Below are 18,940 nucleotides of genomic sequence, written 5' to 3'. Positions count from 1 at the left end.
AAGGTAAATCTGTTAACTTAAAATCAATCATGGGCGTTATGTCATTAGGTGTTGGTCAAGGTGCTGACGTAGTTATTACAGCTGAAGGTGAAGATGCAGCAGACGCAATTGCTGGAATCGATGAAACAATGAAAAAAGAAGGATTAGCTGAGTAGTATGAAACCAACTTTACAAGGTATTGCAGCCAGTGATGGTATTGCAATCGCAAAAGTTTATACATTAACTGAACCAGATTTAAGCTTTACAAAAATTAGTGTAGAAGACACAGATAAAGAAATCTCTCGTTTAGAAGAAGCTTTAGCAGTTTCAACAAAAGAGATTGAATTAATTAAAGAAACAGCATTAAAAAATCTTGGAGAAGAAGAAGCACAAGTATTTGAAGCTCACTTAATGGTATTAAGTGATCCTGAATTAGTAGCTCAAGTAAAAGATGCGATTACTTCTCAAAAAGTAAATGCTGAACATGCCTTAAAAGAAGTTTCAGATATGTTTATTAGCATTTTTGCTGGTATGGAAGATAATCCATATATGCAAGAACGTGCTGCGGATATCCGTGACGTATCAAAACGTATTTTAGCGAACTTATTAGGTGTTAAAATCCCTAGCCCTGCTACAATCAAAGATGAAGTAGTAGTTGTTGCTGGAGACTTAACTCCAAGTGATACAGCACAATTAAATCGTAAATATGTTAAAGCCTTCGTAACAGATATCGGTGGACGTACTTCTCACTCAGCGATTATGGCTCGTTCATTAGAAATTCCTGCAATTGTAGGTACAAAAGAAATTACATCATTAGCTAAAGATGGTGATTTAATCATTATTGACGGTTTATCAGGAGATGTATTTTTAAATCCTTCTGAAGATGTAGTTGCTGAATACCGTGCTAAAGCAGAAGCATTTGCAGCGCAACAAGCTGAATGGGAAAAATTAAAAGATGCTGATACATTTACAAAAGATGGTCATCAAGTTGAATTAGCAGCAAACATTGGAACTCCAAAAGATTTAGAAGGAGTCATCAATAATGGTGCTGAAGGTGTTGGTTTATACCGTACTGAATTCTTATATATGGATTCTCATGATATGCCAACTGAAGAAGACCAATTTGAAGCTTATAAAGCTGTATTAGAAGGAATGAATGGTAAACCAGTTGTTGTTCGTACAATGGACATCGGTGGAGATAAAGAATTACCATATTTACCTTTACCACACGAAATGAATCCATTCTTAGGATATCGTGCGATTCGTATTTCATTAAATGAACCTGAAATGTTCCGTACTCAATTACGTGCATTATTACGTGCATCAGTTTATGGTAAATTACGTATCATGTTCCCAATGATTGCGACATTAAATGATTTCCGTGGAGCAAAAGCATTATTATTAGAAGAAAAAGCTAAATTAGTTGCTGAAGGTGTTGCAGTTAGCGATGATATCCAAGTGGGAATTATGATTGAAATTCCTGCAGCAGCAGTATTAGCACATCAATTTGCTAAAGAAGTTGATTTCTTCAGTATTGGAACAAATGACTTAATCCAATACACAATGGCTGCTGACCGTATGAATGAACGCGTTTCATACTTATACCAACCATATAATCCATCAATCTTAACATTAATTAAACATGTTATTGATTCAGCACATAAAGAAGGTAAATGGGCTGGAATGTGTGGAGAAATGGCTGGAGATCAAACAGCTGTACCATTACTTGTTGGTTTAGGCTTAGATGAGTTCTCAATGTCTGCATCAAGCGTATTAAAAACACGTAGCTTAATTTCTAAATTAACATTAGAAGAAATGAAAGCTTTAGCAGATAAAGCAATCAATGAATGTGCAACTGTACAAGAAGTTGAAGCTTTAGTTGAAGAAGCAGTTTCAAAATTATAATGTGAAATAATGAGGAGTGAGAGAAATCTCACTCTTTTTTTGTTTTTAACGATGTATATGTCGATAAGCAAAATAATCGACTAAGATTCTTAAGTTTGAGACAATTGTTTTGATATTAAAGATTAAAGGAGAAGTATCATCATTGAATTAGGAATTAGTACTTTTGGTGAAACAACTAAAATTGAAGAAACTGGCATTACTCCTACACATGATAAACGCATTCGTGAATTAATAGAAGAGATGAAATTAGCAGATGAAGTAGGTTTGGATATTTATGCGATTGGTGAGCATCATCGTAAAGATTTTGCGGTTTCTGCGCCGGAAATAATATTAGCAGCAGGAGCGGCTGTTACAAAGAATATTAAATTAAGTTCAGCAGTAACAGTATTATCTTCTACTGATCCAATACGAGTGTATCAACAATTTGCAACTATTGATGCCATTTCAAATGGACGAAGTGAAATAATGGTAGGACGTGGCTCTTTTACAGAATCATTCCCACTGTTTGGTTATAGTTTATCCAATTATGAAGAACTATTTAATGAAAAATTGGAGATGCTTGAAAAAATTAAGGAAGAAGAAATATTAGATTGGCAAGGGAAGTTGACTCAAACAGTTAAACATAAAGGAGTATATCCACGTGCTGTCCAAGAAGATTTTCCGATTTGGGTAGCAACTGGTGGAAATGCAGAATCTACCGTTAAAATTGCACAAAAAGGGTTGCCGATTGCGTATGCTATTATTGGTGGAAAGTATGAGAATTTTAAAGGATTAATAAATTATTATAAAAAAATTGGAATTGCATCAGGTCACTCTGAAAAACAATTAAAAGTAGCATCTCATTCTTGGGGATTTATTGCTGAAACAGATGAAGAAGCGATTCAAAAATATTTCCATCCAACTAAACAAGTTGTCGATGCAATTTCAAAAGACCGTCCATTTTGGCAACCATTAACATTTGAACAATATTTATCAAGTGTTAGTCCAGAAGGAGCAATGCTAGTTGGTAGCCCTGATACAGTAGCTAAAAAATTAATTAAAATGATTGAAGTGTTGGGGCTAGACCGTTTTATGTTGCATTTACCTTTAGGGTCTATGCAACATGAAGATATTTTAAAAGCAATTGAATTATTTGGACGTGAGGTAGCTCCAAAAGTACGAGCATATTTTGAAAATAAATAGATAAATCATATAGGAAGTATCTATTCAGAATATTTAAGCGATAAAGGGTGTTTAGCGAATAGCTTTTGATAAATAATTTTGTCATTGCATGACAGATTTTCAAAGAGTATAATGAGAGAAAATGTGTTAATAGGGGTGTTCTAATGAAAAAAGATCAAATATTTAGGTTAGTATTTACAGCCATTTTAATTTCAATAATTATTTTACAAAGTTTTATTCCGTTTTTAGGGAATTTACCATTACTCGTCATTGATATTACGATTATTCATATTACAGTGATTATTGGTGCTTGTATAATGGGATGGCAAACGGGATTATTACTAGGAACGGTTTGGGGTGTATGCTCTTTTATTCGAGCATTTACTTCAGGAAGTGCCATTAGTTTATTAGTGTTTACAAATCCTTTAATTGCAATTGTTCCTCGTGCACTAGTTGGATTACTTTCCGGACTACTTTTCGTAGCCTTACAAAAAGTTATTTCATCTAGTCATTTGAGAATGAGTATTGTAGGAGCTTTTGGAAGCTTATTAAACACAACTCTAGTATTATCTTTAATTTATTTCCTTGTAGGAAATCAATATGCTGAAAAATTACAAAAAACTCTTGGAGAATTACCAGTATTTTTAATGACGATTGTTGGAACAAATGGTGTTCCGGAAGCTATTGCTTCTGCTATTATTGTACCAGTTGTGGGTGGAGTTCTTTTAAAATTAATGGAAAAACGGAGAATGAAGAATGCTTAATCAAAAGAAAGTAGCTGTGTATGTTACAGGAGGAATTGCAGCATATAAAGCTCTTTTATTTGTACGATTATTAATTAAAGAAGGTGCACAAGTAAAAGTTGCGATGACTAAATCAGCTTGTCAATTTGTTTCACCTTTGACGTTTCAAGTATTAACGAAAGAAAAAGTAATGGTGGACACTTTTGGTGAAAATGATCCATCAGTTGTGCAACATATTCATTTTGCAGATTGGAGTGAATTAGCGATTGTCATTCCAGCAACAGCTAATACAATTGCAAAGATGGCAAATGGAATTGCAGATAATTTTGTGACAAGTGCATTACTTGCTACAACTGCTCCTAAAGTAATTGTTCCTGCTATGAATGAACATATGTGGGAAAATCCAGCTACAGTAAGAAATTGTACCCAATTAAAAAATGATGGTGTTTATTTCATTGCACCAGCTGTGGGTTTCTTAGCAGAGGGATATTCAGGAAAAGGAAGATTACCTGAACCAGAGGAAGTTCTTCAACAAATCAAAGAAATGAATTTGTTTGAGCAAGAAGAACAGCCATTATTAGGGAAAAAGGTTTTAATCACGGCAGGTGGAACAAAAGAAAGAATTGATCCCGTTCGCTATATTTCGAATGATTCTTCTGGAAAAATGGGATATGCATTAGCAGAAGATGCTGTAAAAAAAGGAGCAGAAGTTATTTTAATTTCTGCCACAACTGCTTTACCTGTTCCTAAAGGAGTGAAAATTGAGTATGTGGAATCTGCTAGAGAAATGCAAGAAAAAGTGTTGAATCATTTTTCATCAGTAGACATTGCCATTATGGTTGCTGCTGTTTCAGATTATCGAGTAAAAGAACCAGCAACTCAAAAAATGAAAAAAAGAGATGATGAAGATGAAATTACTTTAACTCTAGTTAAAAATCCAGATATTTTAAAACAATTAGGTAGTTTGAAAAAAGAAGGACAAACAGTTATTGGTTTTGCTGCAGAAACGCATCAAGTCATTGAGTTTGCCAAACAAAAGCTTATTAAGAAGAATGCAGATTTTATTATTGCAAATGATGTTTCAGATCAATCGATTGGTTTTGGTGCTGATACGCATCAAGTGACGATTTTATCAAAAACAGGTGAAGAAATTTTGTTGCCTAAAGTCTCGAAATATTTATTAGCAAAAGAAATTTGGAAGAATTTAATTCAGTATATATAAGAATTTAATAAAAATGACTTTTCTAATTTAGCATAGTTTGACTCTATGACTATATGAAAAGTCTTTTTTGTTTCTTTAAAGGAAAACTAAATGAAGATTATTAAAAATATTAAGAAAAACTCAGAAAACTTTCCTTGTTTTATTAAAAAACTGTTGGAAAGCTATTCCAGTGGTCGAATTTGTGCTATAATGATGAAGGTTTATTAGGCATGAGAGGAGTAGATATGAAAACAGAACATCAAATGCCAGAATTTATGAGAAATCATTATACTTTACAAGCAATGGAAGTATTGCAAAAGAAAAAAGCGACGTTGTTTTTCAAACGTCTTTTTGACATCTGTTTGTCACTAATGCTTTTAGTAATATTATCACCAATCTTTCTAGTTTTAAGTATTTGTATTAAGTTAGAAGATGGTGGACCTATCTTTTATCGACAGCAACGAATTACGACATATGGAAGAGTCTTTAGAATTTTTAAATTCCGTACAATGGTCTTGAATGCTGATAAAATGGGACCATTAGTAACTCAAGATAATGATTCAAGAATTACAAAAATTGGGAGAAAAATTAGAAGTTTCCGTTTAGATGAAGTACCACAATTAATTAATGTTCTAATTGGAGATATGAGTTTTGTAGGAACTCGTCCTGAAGTACAGAAATATGTAGATGCCTATTCTGAAGAAATGATGGTTACATTATTGTTACCAGCAGGAATCACTTCAAAATCAAGTATTGAGTTTAGAAATGAAGCGGATAAAATTTCTAAATGGATGGAGCAAGGATTAACAGCAGATGAAGCTTATATCCAAAAGATCCTTCCAGAAAAAATGCAATATAATATCGATTATATTGAAGAAGTAAGTGTTGCTCAAGATATAAAAGTAATGCTTCAAACTGTATTTGCTGTTTTAAAATAGTAAATAAACAATCGGAGGTTAAGAGACATGATTAGAAATATTCCATTTTCACCACCAGATATTAGCAATCGAGAAATTGAATTAGTAACAGAAGTGCTTAAATCAGGTTGGCTTACAACTGGACCAAAAACAAAAGAGTTTGAAAGACAATTAGCAGCTTATTTAGGAACGGATAAAACAGTTTGCTTAAATTCAGCAACAGCTGCATTGGAATTAGCTTTACGAGTATTAGGAATTGGTGAAGGAGACGAAGTTATCGTTCCTGCCTATACTTATACAGCTTCATGTAGTGTAATCGAACATGTTGGAGCAACTCCAGTATTAGTAGATATTCAAGAAAACCACTATGAAATGAATTATGATTTATTAGAACAAGCGATAACACCAGCAACTAAAGTCATTATTCCAGTTGAATTAGGTGGAGTTCCTTGTGATTATACTCGTATTTTTGAAGTAGTAGAAAAGAAAAAAGACTTATTTTCAGCAAATAATGCCTTGCAAGCTCACTTTAATCGAATCATTGTAGTTTCTGATTCAGCTCATGCGATGGGAACAACAATTAATGGATTATCAGTTGCTCAAGTGGCTGACTTTGCTTCTTATTCATTCCATGCAGTTAAAAATTTAACAACTGCTGAAGGTGGTTGTATTACTTGGAATCCTAAGAATGGATTAGATGATGAAGAAATTTATCGAGCATTCCAAATTTATTCCTTACATGGACAAACAAAAGATGCCTTAGCGAAGACAAAACCAGGTTCATGGGAATATGATATTGAAATTCCAGGATATAAATGTAATATGGCAGATATTATGGCAGCTATTGGATTAGCTCAATTAGAGCGCTACGAAGGAATTTTAAATCGTAGAAAAGAAATCGTAAACCAATTAGATGATGGGTTAAAATCTGAACTTATTCAAGTTTTACCACATCAAACAGATCATTATGAATCTTCAAGACATTTATATATTACAAGAGTAAATGGAGCTTCTTACGAACAAAGAGGACTCATTATTGAAAAAATGGCAGAGCGTGGTATTTCTTGTAATGTCCACTATAAACCATTACCATTATTAACAGCTTATAAAAATTTAGGATTCGATATTAAAGATTATCCTAATGCTTATCGTTATTTTGAAAATGAAGTGACCTTACCATTACACACTTTACTATCGGACGAAGATATTCAATATATTATTCAAAACTATAAAGAAGTCGTTCAAGAAGTATTAGAAGCTTAATGATGGAGTAAGGAGAAGTGTAGATGAATAATCGATTAAAAATTTTATTACTATTCGTATTAGACTCAATCATTGTATTAGGTTCTGTATTTTTAAGTTTTAGACTTGTAACAGAAGGGCTTATTCGTAATATACATGCCTTAACAGTTACAGCATTATTATCTTTAGCAGCTTATTATGTATTTTCCTATTTCTTAAATTTATATTGGAGAGATTGGGAATATGCGAGTGTTTATGAAGTCATTACTGTTGTTAAATGTGTCAGTGCTGCAGTAATTGTTTCGACAATTGCAGGAATTGTCTGGTTTAAAACATTAGTAACTTGGCAATTTGTAGTAGTGTTATGGCTTCTACTAGTTTGTGCTATTGGAGGCGTACGTCTATCAATGCGTATTTTTAGAGAATACTTTGTGGATAATGTCGTTATGGAAAATGCAAAACCAACTTTAATTGTTGGTGCTGGAGCTGCAGGGACATTATTAGTTCGCCAAATGTTAATGCATCCAAAAATGAGAATGATGCCAGTTGCCTTTGTTGATGATGATTCAGAAAAACAAAGAAAAGATATTTACGGTGTTCGTATTTTAGGAACTACAAAAGATATCGAAAAAATTGTTCAACAAATGGGCATTACAAAAGTGGTTATTGCGATGCCTTCATTACCAAATAAAAAACTAAATGAAGTTTATGATTTAGCTCGTAAAACTGGAGCAGAATGTGTAATTCTTCCAAATATTGATGAAGTTATGTCCGGAAATTTACATGTACAACAATTAAGGAATGTTGAAATTGAAGATTTACTTGGACGAGATCCAGTTGAATTGGATCAAACGTTAATTGAAAAACAATTACGTGGAAAACGAATTTTAGTAACTGGAGCAGGTGGATCAATCGGTTCTGAAATTTGTAGACAAGTTTCTTCATTCCGTCCAAAAGAATTAATTATTTTAGGACATGGAGAAAATAGTATTTATCAATTAAATATGGAATTACTTGGAAAATATGCAGAACATTTTAGAATTACGCCTGTCATTGCGGATGTTCAAGATAGAAAACGTATTTTCGAAGTGATGGAAAAATACCGTCCAGATGTTGTGTATCATGCTGCTGCACATAAACATGTACCTCTAATGGAAATTAATCCAAGAGAAGCAGTAAAAAATAATATCTTAGGAACACGAAATGTTGCAGAAGCTGCTAATCATGCTAAAGTAAAAACATTTGTAATGATTTCTACGGATAAAGCTGTTAATCCACCAAATATTATGGGGGCAACAAAACGATTATGTGAAATGATTGTTCAAGATATGGCAACAAAGAGTGAATCAACGAAATATGTAGCCGTACGTTTCGGAAATGTATTAGGATCAAGAGGTTCTGTTATTCCATTATTTAAGAAACAAATTGCAAAAGGTGGGCCAATTACAGTAACTCATCCAGATATCGTTCGTTACTTTATGACGATTCCAGAAGCAGCACAATTAGTAATTCAAGCTGGATCTCTTGCACGTGGAGGAGAAATTTTCGTATTAGATATGGGCAAACCAGTTCGTATTGTTGATTTAGCGAAAAATCTAATCCGTTTATCAGGTTACAGTGAAGATGATATTGAAATTAAATTTACTGGATTACGTCCTGGTGAGAAAATGTATGAAGAGTTATTGAATGAGGGGGAAATTAATCCAAAACAAATTTTCCCTAAAATTCATATTGGAATTGCAGATAATTCAAAAATTGATCGTGTATATGACTTTATTGAAAAATTTGAAAATTATTCAGAACAAGAATTACATGATGAATTGATTGATATTGCGAATAAAAAGAAATAAAATAGAGAAGGCTGGAAAATGATCCAGCCTTCTTTTCATAAACACAGATTAAGGAGAAATTATGTTAGTTTCAGTATCAATTAGCGCTTATAACGAAGAAAATTATTTACCAGCAATTTTTGAAAGTTTAGTACATCAAACTTATCCACATAAACAAATTGAAATTATTTTAATTAATGCGATGTCAACAGACGGAACAAGAAAATTAATGAATGAATTTCAAGAAAAGTATCAACATGAATTTTATGCAATTAAGATTTTTGATAATCCAAAGAAAACATTAAATACAGGTTTAAATTTAGGGTTTAAACATTCCGATGGAGATTGTTATTTAAAAATTGATGCTCATTCTCATATTCCAGAAGATTTCATTGAAAATAATGTAGATGTGATTGAAAGAGGAGAAAGAGTTTGTGGGGGAAGAAGACCAACGATTGTTGAAACAGATGATGAGTTAGCAAAAACATTACATATTGTAGAAGAATCTGCATTAGGTAGTAGCATCGCTAATTATCGTAAAGGTGATAAGAGTCGATATGTCGATTCTGTATTCCAAGGTATGTATCATAAAGAAGTAATTGAAAAGGTTGGATATTTTGACGAAAAATTAGTTCGTACGGAAGATAATGAGTTTCATTATCGTATTCGTAAAAATGGATTTAAAATTTGGTATGATACTTCGATTGAATCTTTCCAATATATACGTCCAACCTACTCAAAAATGTTAAAACAAAAATATGGAAATGGTTATTGGATTGGATTAACAAGCCATGTTTGCCGTGAATGTTTATCTTTATTCCATTTTGTACCTGGGATTTTTGTAAGTACCTTATTAGCAACTATTTTAGTTGCAGGGATTTCAGTATTGCCATTCTTCCTATTAGTGAGTATTTATTTATTATCGATTATCGGATTATCGATTTTTGAAATTTCGACACATTCGTTTCATATCACTCGAATATTGATTCCAATTATGATGATTTCAGTTCATATTTTTTATGGAATAGGAACAATTCGTGGATGGATAGAAGGATTTTGGTGGAAGAAAACATATTATGAGAATAATGAGTAGAAATAATGTTAAAAAGTATTAAATCTTCACTCATGAAACAGAAAAATTATGATATAATAAATTGATTGTAAATATAAGAGAGGTTGAAAAAATTGAGCAGATTAGAAAATCATATTCATGAGAAAATTTTAAAAAATAAAAGAAAAAAATGGATAATTTTTATTATAATAATAGCCATCATTCTTTTAACAAGTATTGGACTCTTTATTCGTGCCAGATTGGCAAAAACTGAAAGTACAATACATCAAAAAGTAGAGACGGTTAATTTACGAGATAAAGAAATTCAGGATACAGATAGTTTTTCAGTGCTTTTATTAGGAATTGATAATGGTGCATATGGTCGTGGAACAGAAGTTGGTCGTAGTGATACGATGTTAATTGTAACGGTAAATGAAAAATTAGGAAAGACAACAATAGTAAGTATTCCGCGTGATTCATATACAGAAATAATTGGTTATGGAACAAATGATAAGATAAATCATGCTTATGCATTTGGAAAAGAAACTATGTCCATTAATAGTGTTCAAAATATGCTAAATATCCCAATAGATTATTATGTAACAGTTGATATGGGAGGATTAATAGGATTAGTTGATGCAGTAGGTGGATTAGATATTACTCCAATTTTAACTTTCACATATGAAGATGAATCATTTACTGAAGGAGTCGACAGACACGTAGATGGAGAAGCTGCTTTAAGATATGCAAGAATGCGTTATGATGATCCAGAAGGAGATATGGGACGTCAAAAACGTCAACAGTACGTGATTCAGAAATTATTAGAAAAATTATTAAATATTACTTCTGTAACACGCTATGAAGAAATTTTAAAAACTTTAGAAAAATCAGTTCGAACAAACTTTACTATAGATAAATTACTATCTATTAAAAATAATTATTCTAATGCACTAGCTAATTTTGAAAGTGATACAATTAGTGGATCTGGTACGATGATTGATGGCATATATTACTTTGTTGTTCCTGAGGAAGAAAAAATTCGTATTTCTAATGTTTTACGTGAAAGTCTAGAGTTAGAAAAAGTAGATACTCTAAAACATATTGAAACTAAGGAAAAACAAACAGTTCCTGATATTAAGAATCATCAACCGTCTAATTCTTCATTCTATCAAGAAGAAATTAAAGATAATTATGTTGAACCTGCATATGTACCACCGGTACAAAACACACAAAAAGCAGCTCCGGTAACTCCAGTAGTTCCAGTGACTCCAACACAATCAAATTCAACAACAACTGTTCAGAAAAATGATGATAAAAAAGTTGAAACTACAGTAAGTGCTCAAACTACTCAACCAACTACTGTAGCACCAACTAGAACTCAACAAAATTCTGCAGCAACAACACCTGCAACAAGTAATACAACAGTTGCTCCTAAGCAGGCTGCTCCTGAAGTGAAAAATAAAAATAATCAATAAGCAAAATATTTTAAAGAATTTGAGGAAATAAAATGGTAGAAAATACTGATTTTGGTCTTCGTTCTAAAAGAAGACAAAAAAAGAAAAAAGGTAAATTATTATTTACTTTTATATTAATTGCTGCATTATTAGTTGGAGCTTCAATAATTTTTGCAGATAAATTAAATTTATTTCATCATACGATTCATCAAATTACTCATGATGTTGGGAATCGTACAGAAGAAGAAGCAAATGAAATTATCGAAAATGCTAAACCAATTAATATTTTGTTATTAGGGATTGATAATGGTGCTTATGGAAGAACAGAAGAAGATGGTAGAAGTGACACTATGCTTTTATTAACTGCAAATCCTAGTGAAAAGAAAGCACAGTTATTAAGTATTCCTCGGGATACGTACACAGAAATTGTTGGCTTAAATACTTATGATAAAATCAATCATGCATATGCATATGGACATGCTAAAATGGCTATTAATTCTGTTGAGAAATTATTTGATACAACAATAGATTTTTATATGGAAATTAATATGTCAGGGTTAATGGAATTTGTAGATGCAGTAGGTGGGATTGAAGTAACAAGTCCTTTAACATTTACTTATGAAGAGCGTTCTTTTGTGGAAGGAAAAACGGAACTACTGGATGGAGAAAGTGCTTTACGTTTTGCAAGAATGCGTTATGATGATCCTGAAGGTGACTATGGACGTCAAAAACGTCAAAGAATAGTCATTGAACAATTAGTGGGAAAATTAATGTCTTTTAAATCAATTACGAATTTTGAAAAAATTATGAATGCTGTAAAAAATAATGTAAAAACAGATATTCCAATTGGAAAAATTATGGCATTAAAAAACACTTATGGACCATCGTTTGAACATTTAGAACAAGCTTTTATGGAAGAGCGTTCATTATTATTACCGAATTCTATTGGAGAAGAAATTTACTACTCTTATGCAACAGATGAAGAGTTACTAGAAAAATCAAATTTAATTCGTAAATATTTAGGACAAAAAACTGTGACAACTTATCCATTATTGCAACAAAGAGAGAACTTATTACATTTAACTACACCATAGAAAGAAGGAAAATAAATGATCTACGCTGGAATACTAGCTGGGGGAACAGGAACTCGTATGGGGATTCAAGATATGCCTAAACAGTTTTTAACATTAGGAAAAAAACCAATTATTATGCATACCGTTGAGAAATTCCTATTTGTTCCAGATATTGATATTATTTATGTAGCAGTTCATCCAAATTGGATGACTTATTTTGAAGATTTAATTCATAAATATGTTCCAACACAAAAAGAAAAAATTCGTGTTGTTTCTGGTGGAAAAGATAGAAACGATAGTATTATGAATATTATTCATGATATTCAAGAAAAATCTGATGAAACGACAGATGATATTTTAATTACTCATGATGCAGTTCGACCATTTGTTTCATATCGAATGATTCAAGAAAATATTGCTGCAATGAAAGAGTATGATGTAGCAGATACAGTAGTTCTTGCAAATGATACAATTGTTGAATCTGTAGATGGAAAAGTTATTTCATCTATTCCAAATCGTACACATATGTATCAAGGACAAACACCACAAACGTTTAAAATTCAAGCATTTGTAAATATTTATGAATCAATGGAAGAAGATGTGAAACAAATTTTAACAGATGCTTGTAAAGTATTTGTATTAAATAATACTCCTGTTGGATTAGTTCAAGGGGAATATTCAAATATTAAAATTACTACAGTAACGGATTTAAAAATTGCTGAAGCAATGTTGGGAGAGATCTAAGTGATTAATCGAGTATATCAATTGATTCGTCCGCATTATTTTTCTGTAAAATATGAAGACGTTGAAATGGAACAAGAAGATACAGTAGTTGTTCGACCAAATTATATTGCACTTTGCCATGCAGACCAACGATATTTTCAAGGAACACGACCACCTAAAATTTTACAAAAGAAATTGCCGATGGCGTTAATTCATGAATGTTGTGGGATTGTTGTTAGTGATGCTTCCGGAACGTATAAAGCTGGAGATAAGGTTGTCATGATTCCAAACCAACCTCCAAAAGAATTTGAAGAGGGAACAGAATTTTATGAAAACTATGTGACAGGTGGTTATTTCCGTTCAAGTGGACATGATGGATTTATGAGAGAATTTGTCACAATTCCTAAAAATCGTGTGGTTAAATATGAAACAATTCCATCAAAAGTAGCTGCGATTACAGAATTTGTTTCCGTTGGGATTCATGGAATTACAAGAATGAAACAAGTAGCACATTCAAGAAGAGATCGTATTGTGGTATGGGGTTCTGGAAGTCTAGCTTATGTTGTTGCAACTCTTGCAAAAGAGAAGTTTCCTAATTCAACGATTATTGTAGTTGGGAAAAATCATGATAAATTACGTTTGTTCTCTTTTGCAGATGAAGTGTATGATGTGAGTGAAATTGAAGATGGTTTCACGTTTGATCATGCTTTTGAATGTGTTGGTGGAACGGGAACTCAAGAAGCTTATCGAGATATTATTAAACATATTAAACCTCAAGGTGCAGTTGTCATGATGGGGGTTAGTGAATTTGAAGTTCCATTAAATACTAGGGATATTTTAGAAAAAGGATTAACTTGGGTCGGTAGTTCACGCTCAGGACGTGAAGATTTTGAAGGAGCGGTTCAAATGATGGAACGTCCTCAAGTACACTCAAGATTGAATTTAATTATTCATGAATCAAATAAAATTCAAGATATCCAAGACATTTATCATTTCTTTGAGGAAGATACTGTTACACCATTTAAGACAGTTGCAAAATGGGATATTTAATAATGAGGTGAAATCATGGAACCACTTCAAGAGAAGTGTTTAGAAATGGCAGAGTATTTCGTTCAATTTTGTAAAGAAAATGATTTACTTTGTTACTTATGTGGTGGAGGAGCAATTGGAACTCTACGACATAAAGGATTTATTCCTTGGGATGATGACTTAGATTTCTTCATGCCAAGAAAAGATTATGAAAAATTGGCTCAGTTATGGCCACAAAAAGCTGATAGTCGTTATCAGCTATCTAAAAGCAATGAAAATTATATTGATCGTAATTTATTTATTACGATAAGAGATACTCAAACGACATGTATCAAACCCTATCAACAAGATTTGGATATTCCACATGGATTAGCACTAGATGTGCTTCCATTAGATTATTATCCAGCTAATGAGCTATCACGAAAAAAACAAGTGATAGCTGCTTTAGTCTATTCATTATTTTGTGCCCAAACTATTCCAGAAAAGCATGGTGGGATTATGAAGTGGGGAAGTCAAGCTTTATTAAAGCTTATTCCTTCTAAAAAACTTCGTTATAAAATTTGGAAAAAAGCTGAAGCTGAAATGACAAAATATACAAAAGAAGAAAGTGATGGGATTACTGAACTTTGTTCTGGGCCATACTATATGAAGAAAAAGTATCCAATTTCAAGTTTTGAGGACGCTTTATGGCTTCCTTTTGAAGAAACGAAATTACCAATTCCAATTGGATATGATGCATATTTAAAAACTGCTTTTGGAGATTATATGACACCACCACCAGTAGAAAAACAAGTAGCTCATCATGATGCAGTTCTTGTAGATTTAGAGAAGAGCTATACACATTATAAAGGTGAATATTATGGCAGATAAGAAAAAAGTACTTTTTTTCATGTGGTCATTCTCATTAGGAGGAGGCGCTGAAAAAATTTTATCTACTATTGTATCAAATTTAGATTTAGATAAATATCAAATCGATATTTTAGAAATGGAACATTTTGATAAAGGATATGAAGCTGTTCCGGAAGGGGTACGAATTTTAAAACCGTACAAAAAGAAAAAATATGGACGATTAGTAGAAGCAATTTTATGGCGTTTAAGAATCTATTTCCCATATTTAGTTAGAAAATGGTTGATCAAAGATAACTATGATATTGAAGTATCCTTTACAATTATGAATCCAGCTTTTCCTTTTTCTAAAAGAAAAGAAGTAAAAAAAATTGCTTGGATTCATGGAAGTATCGAAGCATTTTTAGAAGAAAATCAAGCTCACTATCGTAATAACCATTTTAAACAATTAAGTAGTGCTGATAAAATTATTGCTATTTCTAAAAAAACAAGAGAATCGATTGAAACAGTTTATCCAATGTTTAAAAATAAAATTCAAACGATTTATAATGGGTATGATTTTACCTCTCTTTTGGAAAAATCACAAGAAGTTGCCCCAGTTACCTTGGAACAAAATAGCATTTGTGTCATAGGGCGTTTAGAAGATTTAAAAGGTACTGATCGTGTGTTAGAAGTCTTTAATACATTACAACAAGAATTGCCTGATGTTCATTTATACTATATTGGAAGTGGAGAGCAGGAAAAATTCTTAAAAGAAGAAGTAGAACGTCTTCAATTGCAGAATAAGGTTCATTTTCTAGGCTATCAAAAAAATCCTTATTCTATTTTGAAACAAGCTAAAGTTCTATTGTCATTATCGAAACAAGAAGGTTTTTCAGGAGCTGTTGTCGAAGCAGTGACTCTAGGAATTCCTTTTGTTTCTAGCAATGTAGGTGGATCAGAAGAACTATCTGCTGAAGGACAATTTGGAGAAGTTATTGAGTCTAATCAGGAAGCTATCAATGCTCTAAAGGGATATATTTCTGGAGATAAGAGAATTTCTGAATCCTATTCAAAATTTATTAAAATATTTACTGTTGAAAAACAGCTACAACAAATAGAGGATTTATTTCAATCATCTAAAGAAGAAAGGAGTTAGATAGATGCCGGATTCTTTAAGAAAACTTCATGCAGTAATCACAACTCTTTGCTATGGTATATCCATCGTTTTTTATTTGATTTATTTAAATAATCATCATTTAGAGACTTTATTATATACTGTTGTAATGGTTTTTATTGCTCATACGTTATTTTGTTTTCATCATTTAAAATATCAATTAATTCATGCCTTGTTTTATATGACAATTTTTATTTTTTTATTTTCAAGACCATTAATTGATTATTTAAGAATTGGAAGTTTTGAGACTTACCAACAAGACGCCTATGTATTTACTTTTAATATTATTTTAGTATCTTTACTAGGATTATGGTTAGGTGGAATGATAGGTGTTAGATATTTTATTCGGAAAAAAGAAAATCCTGTTGATGAAACTTCTTATAATCGATTAGTTTTACAAGTTCGAAGAGTTTCAATAGCGGTATTTTGGATAACATATCCTTTTTATGTATTAAGATTACTGGAACGCTTAATATTTAGATTACAAACTACATATTATGGCTATTATGCGAATTTTACAAGTAAATTACCATACTTTACTTATATATTGTCTGCCTTTATGTTTTATGCACTATGTGTCTATTTAGCAACGAAGCCTTCTAAAAAGTCATCTATATTTATACTTAGTTTATATGTTGCATCAAATCTTATTCATTTGGTAATAGGCACGAGAAATCCGTTTATTTTAAGTTTATTATTTGCTTTTGTTTATTTCTTTATGCGTCATTACTCTGATAAAAAAGAAATTTGGCTTGGACGTAGAGAAAAAATTGCATTAGGAGTTGGTACTCCCGTTTTAATGCTTGCGATGGGAGCCATGAACTATATTCGAGATGGAGCACAGTTGAAGTTCGATAGTATCTTTGCCTTATTAGTCGATTTTATTTATAAACAAGGAACGAGTTTTGGAGTTTTAGCGAGAGGTTATTTATATCGAAGTAGTTTACCTATACGAGAAATGAGAAATTTTACATTTGGTCCAATTATTGATTATTTTTATAGAGGAAATATTGGAATCAATTTATTAGGGACTACTGCTTTTAAAACTACAACGAATAGTATTGAACTGGCTTTAGAAAGTAATAGTTATGCCCATAATATTTCATATCTTGTTTTAAAACAGGAATATTTAGATGGTCATGGTATTGGAAGTAGTTATATGATGGAAATCTATACAGATTATGGTTTCATAGGATTATTTATTACAAGTTGTATTTTAGGGTTTATTTTTATTGCTTTAATAAATTCTGCTTATCGAAAAACATTACTTGGATTTACCATATCGTTACTAGTTCTTGGAAATTTATTTTTTATGGCGAGAAGTAGTTTCTCAGAAAGTTTTTTTAGTTTGTTTACTATGCAATTTTGGGTAGTCATAATTTTGATTTTTTTAATTTCTTATTTGATGAAGAAACCGATCTATCATACAACATTAGCAAAGGATGGTTATATACATGTTTGAAAATTATTCATTAGCTGATTTATTAGCTAATTTAAAGAAAAAGAAAAAATGGAATGCAATTGCAGTGATTGTCTTATTTCTCTTAATAGCATTACCAATGAGTTATAAAGCGATTACTTCAAAATCAGTTGTAAAAAATAGTACAAGTTACTCAAGTTATCTGATTTATAAAATTAATGCACCTGAAAAAGAATTTAATATAGAAGCAAATAATAATAAAAATCAATTTAGTTACTTCTATTCAAAATTAATTAGTTCAAATATGAATGGCGCGTATTTATTTAATGATTCAACGGATCAAGAAGTTTCAAAAATTGCTGGAGAAATCGCTAGTAATACGACTCAATTAAGAAATTCAGATACAGATTTTTGGGATAAGAAAATTATTGTAACTTCATTAGGTGATTATACAGGAGTATCAGTTAAAGCTCTAACAACAAGTCCAGCTTTAAATCAATTAATTGAGAGAAAAGTTGATGCTTTAATGAATAGTTATAAAGATGTATTCAAAGATGTTACAATTAATAAATTGGAAACAGTTAATTCTCAAGAAGTCGGTGGAAGTGAAACAACAGTATCAAATTTCAATCTTAAACAATTAGTATTAAGAAATGTTGTTGTTTTTATTTTAGCAGGATTCATTGTTGTCTTCATTAACTTTGTTTGGTATTTATTCAATCCAACAATGAATCGCGTAGGAGATTTTAAAAAATACGATATTCATCAAGTGTTTGAAATTGAAAATACAGAAGTATTACGCCAATTAATTCGCTATAAAAAAGAAAGTCTTGGAGAGTTTGCCGTTGTAACTTCAAGTAAAGTTATCGCAAAAGAATTGGAACAAAAAATTCAAGATGTTACGATTGAATATGTAGAAGCTTCTAATTTTGAAAGAATTTGTCAATTGGATGCATATTTATTCGTTGAAGAATTTGGTAAGACACGATATGTTGATTTCGAGAAAAAATTACAAGAATTGCATAATTTTGATAAAAAAATTATTGGTGTAGCTGTATTTCCACTATAAAGAAACATAAAAAGAAATTCCCCTGTCAGAATTACTGACTGAAGTGACCCCAAAAAGTTAGACTTTTTTTGAGACGACTTTAGTCGTCTCTTTTTGATTGATAAAATGTATGAATAACCCCCTAGGGGGTTCGCGCCAAAAT

17 protein-coding genes are annotated in these 18,940 nt (G+C 31.5%); all 17 read left to right on the top strand.

What is annotated here, in order from left to right; translation table 11 throughout:
- On the top strand, window positions 1-155 hold a 155-nt coding region (locus tag RWO76_RS03825), incomplete at its 5' end, for an HPr family phosphocarrier protein (protein WP_314354383.1).
- A gap of 1 nt (window position 156) precedes the next feature.
- Window positions 157-1,884, top strand: a complete 1,728-nt coding sequence (ptsP, locus tag RWO76_RS03820) for a phosphoenolpyruvate--protein phosphotransferase (protein ID WP_314354379.1) — start codon at window positions 157-159, stop codon at window positions 1,882-1,884.
- A 138-nt stretch (window positions 1,885-2,022) separates the two neighbouring features.
- A complete protein-coding gene (locus tag RWO76_RS03815; protein WP_314354382.1) occupies window positions 2,023-3,066 on the top strand; it encodes an LLM class flavin-dependent oxidoreductase in 1,044 nt (347 codons plus the stop codon).
- A gap of 143 nt (window positions 3,067-3,209) precedes the next feature.
- Window positions 3,210-3,809: an ECF transporter S component gene (locus RWO76_RS03810; RefSeq protein WP_314354378.1), complete on the top strand. Its 600-nt coding sequence runs from the start codon at window positions 3,210-3,212 to the stop codon at window positions 3,807-3,809.
- Entirely contained in the window at window positions 3,802-5,010 is a 1,209-nt protein-coding gene (gene coaBC, locus RWO76_RS03805; RefSeq protein ID WP_314354377.1) for a bifunctional phosphopantothenoylcysteine decarboxylase/phosphopantothenate--cysteine ligase CoaBC, read from the top strand. The genes RWO76_RS03810 and coaBC overlap by 8 nt, the downstream gene beginning before the upstream one ends.
- 224 nt (window positions 5,011-5,234) lie before the next feature.
- Complete coding sequence (locus RWO76_RS03800; protein ID WP_314354376.1) at window positions 5,235-5,927, top strand: sugar transferase; 693 nt, start codon at window positions 5,235-5,237, stop codon at window positions 5,925-5,927.
- 27 nt (window positions 5,928-5,954) lie between these two features.
- Window positions 5,955-7,169 (top strand): DegT/DnrJ/EryC1/StrS family aminotransferase, encoded by a 1,215-nt coding sequence (locus tag RWO76_RS03795; RefSeq protein ID WP_314354375.1) that lies wholly within the window; start codon window positions 5,955-5,957, stop codon window positions 7,167-7,169.
- Window positions 7,170-7,192: 23 nt separating this feature from the next.
- Entirely contained in the window at window positions 7,193-8,998 is a 1,806-nt protein-coding gene (locus tag RWO76_RS03790) for a nucleoside-diphosphate sugar epimerase/dehydratase (RefSeq protein WP_314354374.1), read from the top strand.
- 61 nt (window positions 8,999-9,059) lie between these two features.
- A complete protein-coding gene (locus RWO76_RS03785) occupies window positions 9,060-10,070 on the top strand; it encodes a glycosyltransferase family 2 protein (protein ID WP_314354373.1) in 1,011 nt (336 codons plus the stop codon).
- Between the two features lie 92 nt (window positions 10,071-10,162).
- The gene (locus tag RWO76_RS03780) at window positions 10,163-11,503 is read left to right on the top strand and encodes an LCP family protein (protein ID WP_314354372.1); all 1,341 of its coding nucleotides are present in this window, start codon (window positions 10,163-10,165) and stop codon (window positions 11,501-11,503) included.
- A gap of 32 nt (window positions 11,504-11,535) precedes the next feature.
- Complete coding sequence (locus RWO76_RS03775; RefSeq protein WP_314354371.1) at window positions 11,536-12,576, top strand: LCP family protein; 1,041 nt, start codon at window positions 11,536-11,538, stop codon at window positions 12,574-12,576.
- Window positions 12,577-12,591: 15 nt separating this feature from the next.
- Window positions 12,592-13,299: a 2-C-methyl-D-erythritol 4-phosphate cytidylyltransferase gene (locus RWO76_RS03770; RefSeq protein ID WP_314354370.1), complete on the top strand. Its 708-nt coding sequence runs from the start codon at window positions 12,592-12,594 to the stop codon at window positions 13,297-13,299.
- Window positions 13,300-14,328 (top strand): alcohol dehydrogenase catalytic domain-containing protein, encoded by a 1,029-nt coding sequence (locus tag RWO76_RS03765; RefSeq protein ID WP_314354369.1) that lies wholly within the window; start codon window positions 13,300-13,302, stop codon window positions 14,326-14,328.
- A 15-nt stretch (window positions 14,329-14,343) separates the two neighbouring features.
- Window positions 14,344-15,177 carry a phosphorylcholine transferase LicD gene (locus RWO76_RS03760; RefSeq protein WP_314354368.1) on the top strand — a complete coding sequence of 278 codons (834 nt, stop codon included), beginning with the start codon at window positions 14,344-14,346 and terminating at the stop codon, window positions 15,175-15,177.
- Window positions 15,167-16,291, top strand: coding sequence for a glycosyltransferase (locus RWO76_RS03755; RefSeq protein WP_314354367.1), 1,125 nt, complete (start codon window positions 15,167-15,169; stop codon window positions 16,289-16,291). Before RWO76_RS03760 ends, RWO76_RS03755 begins: the two co-directional genes overlap by 11 nt.
- Window positions 16,292-16,295: 4 nt before the next feature.
- Window positions 16,296-17,771 carry an O-antigen polysaccharide polymerase Wzy family protein gene (locus RWO76_RS03750; protein WP_314354366.1) on the top strand — a complete coding sequence of 492 codons (1,476 nt, stop codon included), beginning with the start codon at window positions 16,296-16,298 and terminating at the stop codon, window positions 17,769-17,771.
- The gene (locus RWO76_RS03745; protein WP_314354365.1) at window positions 17,764-18,798 is read left to right on the top strand and encodes a prephenate dehydratase; all 1,035 of its coding nucleotides are present in this window, start codon (window positions 17,764-17,766) and stop codon (window positions 18,796-18,798) included. The genes RWO76_RS03750 and RWO76_RS03745 overlap by 8 nt, the downstream gene beginning before the upstream one ends.
- The last annotated feature ends 142 nt before the right edge of the window (window positions 18,799-18,940 follow it).

The organism is uncultured Granulicatella sp. (genome assembly GCF_963521425.1).
Lineage (GTDB): Bacteria > Bacillota > Bacilli > Lactobacillales > Aerococcaceae > Granulicatella.
This window is presented reverse-complemented; position numbering and strand designations above follow the sequence as displayed.